This is a genomic window from Ensifer sp. M14 (assembly GCF_003355565.1).
GTDB lineage: Bacteria > Pseudomonadota > Alphaproteobacteria > Rhizobiales > Rhizobiaceae > Ensifer.
Genome location: NZ_QJNR01000004.1, coordinates 1,588,331 through 1,602,163, shown reverse-complemented (window position 1 = coordinate 1,602,163; position 13,833 = coordinate 1,588,331). Strand labels below are relative to the sequence as shown.

The window sequence follows — 13,833 nt, the reverse complement described above, 5'->3', positions numbered from 1 at the left end:
GGGTGCAATCCGTTAGCAAACGGGCGGATTTTTGTCTGTCCGGAAATCGCGCCGCGCAATTCCCATTGTCCTGGCCACCTCGCCTCACCGCAGAGGTTCGCGCTGACGACCGAGCCGGATCAGTCCTGTTGGCGCCGTATCGTCTGCCACCATCACGTAACTTTTATTGCTTCATGATATTGAAAAACACCACTCATGTAACTTATTAAGATACGATATTCACGAAACGAGGCCCGATATGACCCATGACGTACTCATCCTCGGCGGCAGTTACGCCGGGCTTTCCGCCGGTCTTCAACTCGCGCGCGCACGCCGGAAGGTGTTGGTGATCGACACCGGGTTGCGGCGGAACCGTTTCGCCCGCACGTCGCACGGCTTCCTCACCCAGGATGGCAACACTCCGGCAGATATTGCCGCCGAAGCCCGCGCGCAGTTGATGGAATACCGGACGGTCGAGTGGCTGCAGGCTGAGGCCACCCATGCCGAACGCGCGCAGGATGGCTTCAAGGTCGCCCTGCGGCAGGGCCCGGACATTACCGGAAAGCGGCTTGTCCTCGCCACTGGTGTCACCGACGTCCTGCCGGAGCTTGAAGGCCTTGCCGATCGCTGGGGCAAAAGCGTCTTCCACTGCCCGTATTGCCACGGTTACGAACTCGACGAGGGCAGCATCGGCGTGCTCGCGACATCGCCCCAATCGATGCATCAGGCCTTGATGCTGCCGGACTGGGGTCCAACGACGTTCTTTCTCAACGGAGCATTCGAACCCGATGCGGACCAGTTGCAGCAGCTTGCACGGCGGAATGTGACGGTGGAGCATGGCATCGTCCAAAGGCTCGATGGTGGACGGGCGGACGTTGTCATGCGGGACGGACGGGTGCTGCCAATGGATGGCCTGTTCACCACCACCAGGACGGTGGTCTCGGCGCCCTTTGCCGAACAGCTCGGCTGCATTTTCGATGACGGCCCGCTCGGACGCTACATCCGAACCGATGCCATGAAGGCCACGACGGTTGCCGGCGTCTTTGCCTGCGGCGATGCGGCACGGCCGACGGGATCGGTCGCGCTGGCTGTCGGCGATGGGGCGATGGCGGGTGCTGCCACCCACCGATCCCTCATGTTCGACTGAGGCGCCGATCGCGGCAGGTCCCGGCAACACCCTGCTGAACACCGGGACTGCGGGCTCCCCTGGCCCGCACGATCCGTGTTATCAAAGGAAAACAGGGAAGATTGCCATTGCGACAGGACGGAAGACTCTCACGCTTGCTGCATGTATTGCTGCACATGGAAAAGCATGCGGACCCAATGACATCAGAGACGATCGCCCGGATGCTCGGCACGAATTCCGTCGTCGTGCGCCGCACGATGGCCGGACTTCGCGACGCCGGTTACGTATCGTCGGAAAAGGGCCATGGCGGCGGCTGGACATTGTCGCGACCGCTTTGCGATTTCACCCTCCTCGATGTCTATCGAACGATCGGCAGCCCAGGTTTCTTCGCCATGGGTGTCGCCACCGACGAACCGAAATGCCTGGTCGAACAGGCCGTCAATGCGGCACTGGAGCGAACGCTCGATGAGGCCGAGGCCCTGCTGCTCGCGCGCCTCGGCGAGATTGCCGTTTCAGATATCGCCGCAGATTTCGAGCGGCGCTACGGCGCTGCCATGGGCAACAGGTTGCCCTCATGTGCAGACCACCCGAACAGGTCAGATTGAGCAAACCGACAGCGCAATTGCGCCATCCGTTCCACCTCGACATCCCCCAAGCGGGTGGCGGTCGTAAAGATTGTATTTAATCTTTTCCGGTAAGTTTCCGTTAGCAATTTCACATCAATGGGATCCCGGCGGCACTGTCTCTCGCCGCCGACAAGTTTTGCGTACGGGTGCTCATGCGTTTCTCAGCTGTGCCAGCAATATTCCTTACCTGTCTTGTTTTGGCAGGCTGCACGTCCAGTTCGGCGCTGGACACGATCGTGCCGCAGCAGCCGTCGCGCGAAACGACGAGCTCGGTCATCCCCGCCTCTCCTGTGCCATCGGCCAGTGTCGGCGTCGCTCAAGCGCAAACAGCGCCGCCGCAGGAGGTACTCGCCTGGGCCGGAGCAGTGCCGGAACCGGAAGCCTTCCGGCCGGAAGCCAAGACGGTTGCAACACCAATGCCGCTGGAGCGGCCCGTTGCCGCGATCGTGCCGGCAACACCTGCGGTTCTGACGACCCCGGGTACCCGCACGCAAATTTACGGACACCGTTTCCGCGACGCCAAGCCGATCAACTTCGGTCGCGCATCGCCGCGCAAGATGGCCGTGCATGGCGTCGACGTGTCGCGCTGGCAGGGCGAGATTGACTGGGTCAAGCTGCGCACGCAGGGCGCCAACTTCGCCTACATCAAAGCAACCGATGGCGGGGACCATCTCGATCCGATGTTCAAGAAGAACTGGCGCAAGGCGAAGGAAGCCGGGCTGAAGCGCGGCGCCTACCATTTCTTCTACTGGTGCCGCACGGCCGGCGAGCAGGCCGACTGGTTCATTCGCAACGTTCCGCGGGAAGCCGGCGCGCTGCCGCCTGTCATCGACGTCGAATACAATGGCGAGTCCAGCTGCAAGCGGCGCCTGTCGCGCGCCCGCGTGCTTGAAAAGATGCAGGTCTTCATGGACAAGCTCGAGGCGCATTATGGCCAGCGCCCGATCATCTATACCGCCCCGGATTTTTATGCCGACAACCTGTCGGGCGAACTGCTCGATTACCCGTTCTGGCTGCGCTCCGTGGCAGCGCATCCCTCAAAGCGGTATCCGGGCCGCAAGTGGGTGTTCTGGCAGTATTCGGGCTCCGGCCTCTCGCACGGCGTCGAGGGCAAGATCGACCTCAATGTCTTCCACGGCAATGAAAACGAATGGCAGAACTGGCTCGCCCGGCGCGCAAGCTAGGGCACATCGTGCCAAGACGCGCAGCAATCTTGCGATCGCGGCATGCGTAGCGACAAGGACTGCGGCAAGCACGCCTCAAAGATCGCGACGCGCTTTGGGCTGACATAAAGACTTGGGCGTCTGATGTGCGCCCGGTTTGCCCGAAGCCTGCTTCACTTCCGGTCTGTCCCTTTGCCGGCTGCGCGAGCGCTCCCTACCCGCCCCGTCCGGCGCGTTAGGCCCCTGCCTGAAGCCCAACTCCAAATTCGCGGTGAATGCTGTCTGGATTGCGCATAGGCGGCCCCAAAAGAAAAAGCCTGCCGCGGGAGGAGGTGCGGCAGGCTCTTAAAGGGATTGAATGGCAACTGGGAGGAGGAGTGTTGCCATTCCGGCAGGCGCTCGTTGGGAGGAGGAGAAAGCGCCTGCAGACACGAAGCTTTGCGGGAGGAGGTGCATCGCTTCGATGAGTTGACTATACAAGAAACCGGTCGGTTTCGTAGAGCAGAGTTCGCAGAGCAGCCATGCGCCCAGCGCCGGTCGGATGGCTCGCAACATCGGTCCAACGACAGAAAATCGGCCAAAACGCGCTTGAACCTGCCCTTCGCAAGGTCGAGAGCCGATCCGTCGTCAGCAGCAAAATTCAATTATAGCAAAGACTTGCTTCGCAAGAAGCACCCGCGATCGCCGCCGTCACGCCCATGTCACGGGAACGGTCCCACAAACCGTGTTATAAAATGCCGTCATCGCGTGTCTTAGACATCCCTCCGCCAACGGTTGTGGATGCGAGAAGCATTGAAAGCCCATGCAAAACGGAAAGGAACGGCGGACCATGCCCCGCTACATGTACCATATCCATGCGGCCGGCGTGACGAGCCGCGATCAGGCCGGCAAACAGCACCCCAATGACGGCCGCGCGGTCGCTTACGGACAACTCATCGCCGACGAACTTGCCGAGGAATACGAATATCGTGGCGCAATCGTTGACGTCCTCTCGCCAAGCGGACGCCTGATCGCTCGTCTGGTTTCAAGCCGGGCTTTCCCGCCATGGCTGCAATCCACGCCACCAGCGCAGCGCGCACTTCACTGATGCTCACGGAATAGAGAACACGAAGGCCGCAGCCATCGCCAAGGCGGCAACAATACCGGCGGACGGGCATGCCGAACGACGTTTGGCCCGCCCGCCCGCGATCTTCCACAAGATCCGGGAGCGGCACGCGTTGCAGCCACACGAGCGAGCTATCGCCGCCTTGAGCGCGACGCAAGGACGTTGCGGATCGAAAAGCTGGAATGGATCCGCAGGACGCCGGGGAGCTTTGCGAGGATCTCCTTGTGGATGCGCTCGAAGTCGCCTGCATTTTCGACCTCCACCCGCAACAGATAATCGGAACCGCCGGTCATCAGGTAGCACTCCTGGATTTCCGGATGCTTTCTGACCGCCGCCTCGAAGCGATTGAGGTGCTCCTCCGTCTGGCGTTCCAGCGTGATGTTGATGATCACTGCGATGGCATTGTCGCCATCGACGTTTCCCACCAGCGCGGTGTATCCTCGGATCACGCCGCCCTGTTCCAGCAGATTAATGCGCCTTAGGCACGCCGATGGCGACAGCCCCACTTCTGCTGCGAGCTTGGTGTTGCTCATGCGCGCATCGAGGCGCAGCAGGCGAATGATGTTGCGATCGATCGCATCAAGACCAGACATGCAGATTCTTTCGTTTTTCCGCCGATCATTCCTAAAATCAGTGAATACTCGAATTTTCAAGCGCTACTTCGCATGATCGTGCTCGATTATTTCACTATGCTCTGAAGCGATTTCTGCCGGAGTTGGGGGACTTGGAGGTAGGCTGGCAAAAGCAAGCACCTCGTGTCGACCTCAGGCTGCTGGACGATCGATCTGTGATCCTGAGGATGCGATGAAGATTACCATTTTGGGCGCCGGCGTGATCGGCGTGACGTCTGCATATTATCTCGCCAAGGCCGGCCATGAGGTGACCGTGCTGGATCGCCAGCCGGGCCCGGCGCTGGAAACGAGCTTTGCCAATGCCGGCGAGATCTCGCCGGGCTACGCCTCTCCCTGGGCGGCGCCCGGGATTCCGCAAAAGGCGGTCAAATGGCTGTTCATGAAGCATGCGCCCCTGATCATCCGCCCGATGGCGGATGCCGCCACCTGGCGCTGGATGACGGCAATGCTGCGCAATTGTACCTCGGCACGCTACGCCATCAACAAGGGACGCATGGTCCGCCTGGCCGAATACAGCCGCGATTGCCTGATTGCGCTGCGTGAGGAAACCGGCATCGCCTATGATCACCGCACGCAGGGCACCCTGCAACTGTTCCGGACCGCCAAACAGCTTGATGGCATCGGCAAGGACATCGAAGTGCTGAAGGCCGATGGCGTGCCGTTCGAAGTGCTCGACCCGGCAGGTTGCGTGGCCGCGGAACCCGGCCTGCAGCCGGTCCGCGACAAGATCGTCGGCGGCCTTCGGCTGCCGAATGACGAAACCGGCGACTGCTTCAAGTTCACCAACGAATTGCAGAAGCGCGCCGAGGCTCTCGGCGTCCAGTTCCGGTTCGGTGTAGACATCCGCCGGCTTCGGCAGGACGGCAACCGCATCGTCGCCGTCGAAACGGCGGAAGGCGAGATCCGTTCCGACATCTTCGTCGCCGCACTCGGCAGCTATACGCCGGCGCTCCTCAAGCCGCTCGGCCTTCGCCTGCCCGTCTATCCCGTGAAGGGCTACTCCATCACCGTGCCGATCGTCGACGAGACGCGTGCGCCGGTATCGACGATCATGGACGAGACCTACAAGATCGCCATCACGCGGCTCGGCAATCGCATTCGTGTCGGCGGCATGGCGGAGATCGCCGGTTTCAACAACGACCTTCCCCAGACGCGTCGCGCGACACTCCAGCATTCGGTGGAAGATCTGTTCGGCGGCGCGGGCGACCAGAAGCAGGCAACCTTCTGGTCCGGGCTGCGACCGATGACGCCGGATGGAACGCCGGTGATCGGCGCGACCCGCTTCGCCAACCTGTTCCTCAACTCCGGTCACGGCACGCTTGGCTGGACCATGGCCTGCGGCTCGGGCCGCGTCTTGAGCGATCTCATCAGCCGCGCCAAGCCCGAGATCGAAACAGCAGACCTGGCAATCAGCCGATATCATTGACGGCGCACGCAACGGGCCGGCGCTTCGCGGCAACGGCCGATGCCAAGATCGAACTGGCGCATCGGCAATCGACGCGCCACGTCCTCCACTTGGTTTGCCTCGAGGCCACGGACCCGGCGAAAGCGCTTGGAATGCGACGACACGTTGCGCGACGCGATGTTAAACAGTGACGGGGCCGCCGGCTCCGTCATCCGGCTGCAATGGCAGACCCGTTCGTTTTCTTTCGCTTGCGCTGAAAGCACTCGTGCCCTCGCCCGCGACATATGAGCGAAGAGCAGTCGGCCAAGCACCCGACCGAGTACGTACTCGGCTCAATTCCAGACAACTCCGGTGGTCATCGCCCGTGCGCGTTCGGGATCAATGGGATTTCGCCCTTTTCAGGTCGGATTGCTTCCGCCCACCATCGAGGTTCAAGCTCAGCTGCACGCCGCGACTTAGTTTCGGTAAAGGCGCCGTAAGGTCGATACGGCCAAAAATCTGCTTGCGGCGCTCGCTGTCGCGCTCTCGCTTCAGGCGGGAGTCGGCGACGGCGGCCAGTGCGCGATTGATGATTTCAGTGCGGGTCATCGTTCATCTCCACATCTGTTCTCTTTTTGTTCTATTTTAAGAGAAGTGTCAAGTGAACGTCTCGCCGGCGGGCCGGCGTCGCCGAAAAGCCCCATGTTATCATGGACGCCGAGGCATCACGCCTCCGCCGGATAAACACCCCTAGAATGTGATCTTCACCGATCTGGCGCTACGGCTGGCGGCACCGTGATAGACGGCTTCGATATTGTTGCCGTCGGGATCGAGCAGGAACGCGGCGTAGTAACCTGGATGATAGGGGCGTTCACCGGGTCGACCGTTGTCCTTGCCGCCATTTTCCAGGCCGACTTTGTAAAAGGCGTCGACCATGGCGCTGTCCCTGGCCTGGAACGCTAGATGGTGGCGCCCGGTCAACTGACCCTGGGCCGCTTGGCTGCCGGCCGTCGAGACGAACAGTTCGTCGGCCCAAAAATAATCTTCACCCTCGCCCCCCAACGGCACCTCGAGAGCACGGAGTACGGCCTCGTAGAACCGCCGACTTGCGCCGAGATCCTTGATCACCAGCTGAATATGATCGATCAACCGGCCACGATGCAGTTCCATCCTGGGCTCCTCCGTTTGCCATCGAACAGGGAATTAGGTCCGACCCGAGGTCCGTCAATGGCCGTCAGGCGCAGACTTGGTTTCCAGGGCTTGAAATAGCCGCAATCGCTCGCCATATGGGGCATAACGAATTGATCGTTGAGCATAGACAGTCTCGGTGAGGCGGATGTGTTCCGGTCAGAGTTCGCGCTAAACCGCTGACCACGGATGTACTGGCAGGGCAAGGCAGCGAACGGGAAAAGGTCGGCATCGCCGGCCTTTTTTGTTTTCGGGATTTCCCGCTGCCTCATCAAAATCCGAACAGATCTGTTGCATTCGACTGCCTTTGTCTGGCAGAAGGCCCGGGAACGCGATCGCCATCAGTTTTAGGATGGGGTCGGGCGGGCGATTGACGTCTACCTCGCTGCCACGAGACCACGTGGCCGTTCACTACAGCGCCGCGTGTCTAATCAGACGCGCAAAGGTCGCTGTAGCACTTCGAATTGCTGCATGTTTTTATCCTTAAACCGAATACGATTTAAGGAAACATGCAGTAGGCCTTCCGCGGCATGAACCGCCGGCGTGGCGGCATTCGGACCGTTCATCCCACTCTGCAGATAAGCGAAAGAACCATGATCTCATTCAGGCCGATGCTTGAGAGCGAGTATGCTGGATATCTCGCCTATTTCGTTCCCGACTATGCCGCGGAGATCGCCGCCAATTACGGGCTCCCGGATGCAGATGCCCTGGCGCAGGCAACGAGCGAAATCGCCGAGGACCTGCCGCAAGGCGTCGATACCCCAGGCAACGTCCTGCTTTGCCTGATCGAAAGTGCAAATGCCGCGCATGTCGGCTATCTCTGGTATCGACCGGACGCAAGGGGCCGCTCAGCCTTCATCAGCGACTTCCACATTCTGCCCGAACATCAGGGAAAAGGCCTTGGAAAGCTCGCCATGGCCGCACTTGAGATCGAACTCTCTGCAAAAGGGTTCGAGCAGGTCAAGTTGCGTGTCGCCGAGAACAACCGACGTGCGCGGCATGTCTATGAAGCAACGGGATTTCGTGTCACCGGCACAAATATGAGCAAGACACTCAAGCCGCGCTAAATCTCACCGCAGATACAGATACCGCACGACCGCTTACCACATTTGCGATCCTGGGCGGAACTTAAGCCGCCGACCATCGTTGGTACCTTGCCAAGACAAACGAGGTGCACAAATGGCTAATAACATTCAGCGATCCGTCGAGGACCAGATCTCCGAATTGCGGGCGCAGGTCGCAGAGCTGACCAAATCGATTTCAGCGCGCGCCGGCGAAGCCGCCGAGAGCGCCGCCGATCTAGCGGAGGATGCGAGAGGGCGGGTTCGTTCCGCCGCGCGTGTCGTGCGTGCACAGGGACAGAGCGTCGTCGACGCCGCAAAGGACAATCCAGGCACGGCGACGACGGTTGTCAGCACGGCCGGACTGATCGGCTTTGCCATCGGCGTTCTCGTCGGTGTGTCCTGCCAAAGCAACGCGCGGTGGCGATAGCAGGCAAGGCCGACGTGGTTGACCGGGACGGACAAACATATCCATTGATGCTTTTCTATTGGGCCGGCATGTTCACCAGCAGCGTGCCGGCGACGCCGAGGCCAATCAGGATGAAATGGGTGATCTGCAGGGTGTCCTGGCGGATATAATAGGCAAACCACGCACCGCCGAGCAGCATAATCAGGCCGAGGGCGATCAACGCTGCGAAAGCGAGATTGGCCCAGATGACCGCCGCGGCACCATCCGAATGACCCAGGAGCGTGCCGAAAAACACAAACGCTGCCCCGGCCAGAAGCAGCATGGTCGCCACCTCCGACAGCAGAACGAAGCTGAAGACCGCGCGATGCCACAGGGCGTCGTTGACCCGGCGCGACAGCAGCGGCGTGCGGATGGCAGGCTCCTGATCGAAGAACTGCATGCGCATCAACAAACCAATCGAAAAGACGCCGTTGCGAAAAGCGACGACGTTGTTAAGCACGACAATGGCAAGCCAGAGCGCGAGCCCGGAAGGCAGGACGGCCTTGATCAGGAGGAGCGAAGTCAGCTGGGTCATTTTTCGATATCACCATGGGTTGAGAAGGACGCGTTTGACCGCGATACCCAGATGACGATTGGCAGCAGGCACATGTGACGCCGACATCGTTATTTTTCGGGCCTGTGTTTTTCCACCGGAATGAAGGCTGTCCACATTTTCGGAAATAAGTTGGGGATCAACTGGCCATCGGCGCCGCCGCCGTGCGCCACACGTCTGGACGCCTTATTGAGGCCACGAAATCGGTGGCACCATCGGCGTCGGCGGACCTTGGGTCTATTGCCTTGCGCAGGGATCGAACGAGGGCCTGCGCAAGGCATGATCGGCAAAGCGGCTGTCGCCCATCCCCGTCAGCAAACCACACCGATCAGCAAGAATGACGACGGAGGCGGCAGTGGTCGTCCACTGACGTGGCGATAGCGCTTGCCTGCGCCCGTCGCGTGTTCAACGGCGGCGTTGAGTCAACGCCATGCCGGCAAGGATCAGGGCGACGCCGAGCACACTGGCAAGAAGCCCCGCAGAAACGCCCTGCAACAAATCCAGCGCCACGCCCGAGACCATCTGCCCTCCGATCACCAGCAGCGCGGTATTGACGGCACCGATGCGCGCGATGAGCCAGCTGCCGGCAGCGACGAAGACCACACCGATCGAGCCGCCGAGATAGGCATGCCAGGGGGCGTCCGCCGCCCCCTCGGGAATGAGGCCGCCGATCGACAGGCCGAGAATGCTCAAGGCGACGAAGCCGACGATGTGGTTCCAGAACGACGCGATCAGCGGCGAAGTTGAGAGGCTGAGCCGGCCATTGACCTGTCGGCTGACACCAACCAGAACGCCTGCGAGGCAGGCAAAAAGGATCGGCAGGGTCATGCGTTGCCCCTGCCGAAGAGGATGATGAGCGCGCTGCCTGCAAGGATCAGGACCATGGCCGCCAGATCGCGACGATCCGGACGACGCATCGGCAGGCCGAAGAGCCCCCAGCGATCCGCCACGATGCTGAAAATCACCTGGCCCGCAAGCCCCAGGGCAAGCGTACCGGACAATGCAAGCGGCGAGTTCACCGCAAACGAGGTCAGCATGACGGTGATGGCGCCAGAAATCCCGCCAAGATAGGCCCACAGCGGCGCATGCGGTTTCGCCCCTACATTTCGCGCGCGCCAGGGATAGAGGACAGCGAGCAGCAAAAGGGCTGCCACTGTCCCCGTGCCATGCGCCGCCCAGGACGAGAACAATGCGTTGCCGTAGCGCCCCAATTCACCGTTGAAATGAACCATCAGCGTCAGCAGCCCGCCCGTGCCGAAGGCGGCCAGCAGATGCAACGGGTTCAGCCGAGGTGCGGAGGGAGTGGTCATGAATGGGTGCTCGCAACAGAATCAATCATTCGGCAGTCATCAATCGCCGTTTGCTTTTCCTAGAGGTTCGGGGGCGCGATTGACAGCTTTCGATTGCTTTTGCCTGCCACTTTCGCCACCAACAAGACCAACGACAGCGCCAGCTTCGACCTGTCGATCGACAAGGTGACTGGCGTCTACGGCATGGACGCGCTGATATTGGGCCTGATGCCGTCGCCGAGCAGAACCGTCCGGGCGACGTTGGCGGCGAAATTCTGGCTTGACAGTCGCTGCCAGGGCAGACCGACAGAGCTGCCCGGACCGGACCCGGACAGCGTTAGCGCCCGGGTATCCAGGTGATGAAGCGGACAAGCTTGTCCGTCAGCCCCTTGTAGGGCGGCGAGATCAGGTCACTCGGTGCGGGATCATATTTCCTCAGCACCGGCATCGACTTGGAGAAGGTCAGGAAGCCTTCCCGACCGTGATAATGGCCCATGCCGCTCGCGCCGACACCCCCGAATGGCATGTCGTTGCAGGCAAACTGGTAAAGCGTATCGTTGATGCAGACGCCGCCCGCGACGATGCGGGCGAGGATCGCCTCAATCTCCTCCTCATCCGCGCTGAAGCAATAGAGCGCCAGCGGACGGTCGCGGCCGAGCACAAAGCCGATCGCCTCGTCCCTGGTGCGATAGCTGATCACAGGCAGGATCGGCCCGAAGATCTCCTCGCGCATGACCGCGCTGTCTTGAGTGGGCTCGAGGACTACGGTGGGTTCCATCAGGCGAACGCGCGACGGTGAAGCCTGTTTCATTTCCAGAAGCGGAATGAGCGCATGCCCGTGTGCCCGCGCATCGCTTACAAGGCCGGCGAGACGGTCGTGCTGGGCGCCGTTGATGATCGAGGTATAATCCTGATAACCGTTGCCCACCCCGTAGCGCTCACCGATCTGCTGCTTCAGCAGGCTGACGAAAGCATCGCGTTTGCTTTCATGGATCAGGACATAGTCCGGCGCGATGCAGGTTTGGCCGGCGTTGAAGAACTTGCCTGTCGCGATGCGGTCCGCCGCGCGCCGCAGATCCGCCGTTTCCCCGACGATGGCTGGCGACTTGCCGCCGAGTTCCAACGTCACTGGCGTCAGGTTCTGCGCCGCGGCGGCCATTACCTTGCGGCCAACGGCAGTCGAACCAGTGAAGAACAGATGGTCGAACGGCAAAGCGGAAAAGGCAGCCGAGAGTTCGGCGCCGCCGAGCGCCACCGTCACGCGTGTATCGGGGAAAACGTCGGCGACCAGCTTGCGCAAGAATTCCGACGTGCGCGGTGTATGTTCCGACGGCTTGAGCAGCACATGGTTTCCGGCACCGATCGCCGCCACCAGCGGCGCCAGCGCCAGGTTGACCGGATAGTTCCACGGCGAGATGATGCCGACGACGCCGAGAGGAACGAAGCGGACCTGCGCCTTTGCCGGCCAGAGCTTCCATCCGGCCGCCCGTCGCTCCGGCTTCATCCAGGCCTTGAGCCTGGCAAGCGTGTGATCGATCTCCGATAGCACGACGCTGCCCTCACCAAGCAACGTCTCATGGACGGAGCGATGGCCGAAATCGGCGCTGACTGCCTTCGACATCTCATCGAGGCGTTCGCGGAAGAGACGGCGCAGGCGCTTCAGATCGTCCCGGCGCTGCTCGTAGGATGGGCGTTGATCGAGCCAGGCCGCGCGCAAACGCTCGAAGCTCTGTTGTAGCTGAGGCGGATGGCTATCGTTCATGCGTTTTGCCTTCGGTCGAACGGGCGAAGAGCCATTGTGCGGCATAATAGGTGCCAAGGACCCAGACGGCATTATAGGGGATGTTCCAGCGGAACCGACCGTAAGCGAGCAGCGTGTCGCTGACCATGAAGAACAGCCCGCCAAGCGCCGCTGATCGCGCAGCGGATTTCTGCGGCGCTCCGACAGCAACCTGCCGGTCGCGGGAAATCGCCTGTGCGGCCATCGCCGCCAGCGCCAGCGCATAGATGACAACGGGGATGCGCATGCCGGCCGGCAAGGACGACCACAATCCGGCAATGACGAGAAAGCCGATGACGGCGAAGAGGGCGAATATGCTCTTGTCGGCGGCAAAGCGGCTGTCCCGGGTGAGCGCCCAGATATAGGCGCAGTGGGTCAGGAGAAAGCAGACGAGGCCGGCGAGAAAATAGTCGCCCGGCAACATCAGAAAGAAATCGCCGGCCGCCGCAAAGGTAAGCCCGATGACAATCGCCATCCCATAGGCGCCAGACGCCGGGCCGATGTTGCGAAGGACGGCCACGAGCAGAAGCATCGTCGCCGTCGGTTTCGTGAGGTAATGCAGCCATCGCCAGCCTGAATCATCGCTGCCAGCCATGAGACTGCCGACGATTGCGAGAACCGCGCAAACGGCAAACAGCGCGTAGATCCATGCGTTGTTTCGCGCGCTCAAAGTGATGCCTTGTCCCATGCCTGCCCTCGATAGCGGTGAGACTTGCCGCCGGCGACCGCCATCGCCGATCCTCAACTCTCGTTCGAAGGACTGTAATCGAGCGCCGAAGATTGTCCATAGCTGAACAAATATGAAGGCCGCAGTCTTTTCTGTAATCCCGGCTACATAATTTCGGGGATAGCCTTGCACGCACTGTCAGGCGATTTATATAAAACAGACTACAGAAAGGAAAACTCATGGCGACCCGGGGACGACCGCGTGGTTTCGATCGCGATCTTGCGCTTCATAAAATCATGGAGGTATTTTGGGCAAAAGGCTATGAGGCCGCCCAGCTCAACGACCTGACGGCCGCCATCGGCATCACGCCGCCAAGCTTTTAAGCGGCGTTCGGCTCGAAGGAGCAGGCGTTTCGCGAGGCGGTCGGCCTCTATGTCGCGACCGTCGGATCGGGATCGATGCGCGCGCTCGAGGCCGGCGAAACGGCGCGACAGGCGATACGCGCCATGCTTCTTGCCAGTATCGACATCGCGCTTGGCGCGCCGCAATCGAACGGCTGCCTGTTGATCCTCGGCGTCATGAACTGCCAACCCGAAATCGGGCCGCTTTACGATCTGCTCAAGGGCCTGCGGAAAGAAACCGTGGAGCGCGTGCGCGCAAGACTGGCGCGCGGCGTGGCGGACGGCGAACTCCCGCAAACCACCGACACAGCGACATTGGCCAACTACTACGGCGCCATCATGCAGGCCATCTCGATGCAGGCACGCGACGGCGCCACCCGACAGAAGCTGGAAGCTCTCGTCCAGCCGTCCCTTGCTGCCTTGCAGTGAAG

At 61.2% G+C, this 13,833-nt stretch carries 18 protein-coding genes; 10 read left to right on the top strand and 8 right to left on the bottom strand.

Annotated features, from left to right (window positions below; translation table 11 throughout):
- Positions 1 to 238: 238 nt before the first annotated feature.
- The 4 genes from BLJAPNOD_RS07605 (at position 239) to BLJAPNOD_RS07590 (ending at position 3,981) form a co-directional block, all read left to right on the top strand.
- Positions 239 to 1,126: an NAD(P)/FAD-dependent oxidoreductase gene (locus BLJAPNOD_RS07605; RefSeq protein WP_077502656.1), complete on the top strand. Its 888-nt coding sequence runs from the start codon at positions 239 to 241 to the stop codon at positions 1,124 to 1,126.
- Positions 1,127 to 1,233: 107 nt separating this feature from the next.
- Positions 1,234 to 1,710, top strand: coding sequence for an Rrf2 family transcriptional regulator (locus BLJAPNOD_RS07600; RefSeq protein WP_077502657.1), 477 nt, complete (start codon positions 1,234 to 1,236; stop codon positions 1,708 to 1,710).
- A 173-nt stretch (positions 1,711 to 1,883) separates the two neighbouring features.
- Positions 1,884 to 2,915 carry a GH25 family lysozyme gene (locus tag BLJAPNOD_RS07595; RefSeq protein WP_115419388.1) on the top strand — a complete coding sequence of 344 codons (1,032 nt, stop codon included), beginning with the start codon at positions 1,884 to 1,886 and terminating at the stop codon, positions 2,913 to 2,915.
- A gap of 808 nt (positions 2,916 to 3,723) precedes the next feature.
- Complete coding sequence (locus BLJAPNOD_RS07590) at positions 3,724 to 3,981, top strand: hypothetical protein (RefSeq protein ID WP_139353946.1); 258 nt, start codon at positions 3,724 to 3,726, stop codon at positions 3,979 to 3,981.
- Between the two features lie 149 nt (positions 3,982 to 4,130).
- Here the strand turns inward: BLJAPNOD_RS07590 and BLJAPNOD_RS07585 are convergent, their stop codons facing one another.
- Positions 4,131 to 4,592, bottom strand: coding sequence for an Lrp/AsnC family transcriptional regulator (locus tag BLJAPNOD_RS07585; protein WP_077502660.1), 462 nt, complete (start codon positions 4,590 to 4,592; stop codon positions 4,131 to 4,133).
- A gap of 211 nt (positions 4,593 to 4,803) precedes the next feature.
- Between BLJAPNOD_RS07585 and BLJAPNOD_RS07580 the strand changes: the two genes are divergently transcribed.
- A complete protein-coding gene (locus tag BLJAPNOD_RS07580) occupies positions 4,804 to 6,057 on the top strand; it encodes a D-amino acid dehydrogenase (RefSeq protein WP_077502661.1) in 1,254 nt (417 codons plus the stop codon).
- A gap of 357 nt (positions 6,058 to 6,414) precedes the next feature.
- On the opposite strand, the gene BLJAPNOD_RS07570 is transcribed toward BLJAPNOD_RS07580, so the two are convergent.
- Together BLJAPNOD_RS07570 and BLJAPNOD_RS07565 are read right to left on the bottom strand one after the other, a co-directional pair.
- Positions 6,415 to 6,624 carry a hypothetical protein gene (locus BLJAPNOD_RS07570; protein WP_115419386.1) on the bottom strand — a complete coding sequence of 70 codons (210 nt, stop codon included), beginning with the start codon at positions 6,622 to 6,624 and terminating at the stop codon, positions 6,415 to 6,417.
- 141 nt (positions 6,625 to 6,765) lie between these two features.
- Positions 6,766 to 7,185, bottom strand: a complete 420-nt coding sequence (locus BLJAPNOD_RS07565; RefSeq protein ID WP_115419385.1) for a VOC family protein — start codon at positions 7,183 to 7,185, stop codon at positions 6,766 to 6,768.
- A 611-nt stretch (positions 7,186 to 7,796) separates the two neighbouring features.
- Here BLJAPNOD_RS07565 and BLJAPNOD_RS07560 point away from each other — a divergent pair.
- Positions 7,797 to 8,270 carry a GNAT family N-acetyltransferase gene (locus BLJAPNOD_RS07560; RefSeq protein WP_115419384.1) on the top strand — a complete coding sequence of 158 codons (474 nt, stop codon included), beginning with the start codon at positions 7,797 to 7,799 and terminating at the stop codon, positions 8,268 to 8,270.
- Between the two features lie 112 nt (positions 8,271 to 8,382).
- Positions 8,383 to 8,694, top strand: a complete 312-nt coding sequence (locus BLJAPNOD_RS07555; protein WP_115419383.1) for a hypothetical protein — start codon at positions 8,383 to 8,385, stop codon at positions 8,692 to 8,694.
- Between the two features lie 55 nt (positions 8,695 to 8,749).
- Here the strand turns inward: BLJAPNOD_RS07555 and BLJAPNOD_RS07550 are convergent, their stop codons facing one another.
- From BLJAPNOD_RS07550 to BLJAPNOD_RS07540, 3 genes are all read right to left on the bottom strand, one after another.
- Positions 8,750 to 9,247, bottom strand: coding sequence for a DUF2165 family protein (locus tag BLJAPNOD_RS07550; protein ID WP_115419382.1), 498 nt, complete (start codon positions 9,245 to 9,247; stop codon positions 8,750 to 8,752).
- A gap of 423 nt (positions 9,248 to 9,670) precedes the next feature.
- On the bottom strand, positions 9,671 to 10,093 hold the full coding sequence (locus BLJAPNOD_RS07545) for a DMT family transporter (protein WP_077502667.1): 423 nt from the start codon (positions 10,091 to 10,093) through the stop codon (positions 9,671 to 9,673).
- A complete protein-coding gene (locus tag BLJAPNOD_RS07540; RefSeq protein WP_115419381.1) occupies positions 10,090 to 10,575 on the bottom strand; it encodes a DMT family transporter in 486 nt (161 codons plus the stop codon). The genes BLJAPNOD_RS07545 and BLJAPNOD_RS07540 overlap by 4 nt, the downstream gene beginning before the upstream one ends.
- Before the next feature lie 99 nt (positions 10,576 to 10,674).
- Between BLJAPNOD_RS07540 and BLJAPNOD_RS07535 the strand changes: the two genes are divergently transcribed.
- On the top strand, positions 10,675 to 10,914 hold the full coding sequence (locus BLJAPNOD_RS07535; RefSeq protein WP_147294532.1) for a hypothetical protein: 240 nt from the start codon (positions 10,675 to 10,677) through the stop codon (positions 10,912 to 10,914).
- Here BLJAPNOD_RS07535 and BLJAPNOD_RS07530 read toward each other — a convergent pair.
- Together BLJAPNOD_RS07530 and BLJAPNOD_RS07525 are read right to left on the bottom strand one after the other, a co-directional pair.
- A complete protein-coding gene (locus BLJAPNOD_RS07530; protein WP_244610893.1) occupies positions 10,892 to 12,316 on the bottom strand; it encodes a coniferyl aldehyde dehydrogenase in 1,425 nt (474 codons plus the stop codon). The genes BLJAPNOD_RS07535 and BLJAPNOD_RS07530 overlap by 23 nt on opposite strands.
- Entirely contained in the window at positions 12,306 to 13,022 is a 717-nt protein-coding gene (locus BLJAPNOD_RS07525) for a lysoplasmalogenase (protein WP_115419378.1), read from the bottom strand. The genes BLJAPNOD_RS07530 and BLJAPNOD_RS07525 overlap by 11 nt, the downstream gene beginning before the upstream one ends.
- Positions 13,023 to 13,240: 218 nt before the next feature.
- On the opposite strand from BLJAPNOD_RS07525, the gene BLJAPNOD_RS35580 reads away from it, so the two are divergent.
- Positions 13,241 to 13,384 (top strand): TetR family transcriptional regulator, encoded by a 144-nt coding sequence (locus tag BLJAPNOD_RS35580; RefSeq protein WP_199565911.1) that lies wholly within the window; start codon positions 13,241 to 13,243, stop codon positions 13,382 to 13,384.
- Positions 13,385 to 13,459: 75 nt separating this feature from the next.
- Entirely contained in the window at positions 13,460 to 13,831 is a 372-nt protein-coding gene (locus BLJAPNOD_RS07520) for a hypothetical protein (RefSeq protein WP_199565910.1), read from the top strand.
- The last annotated feature ends 2 nt before the right edge of the window (positions 13,832 to 13,833 follow it).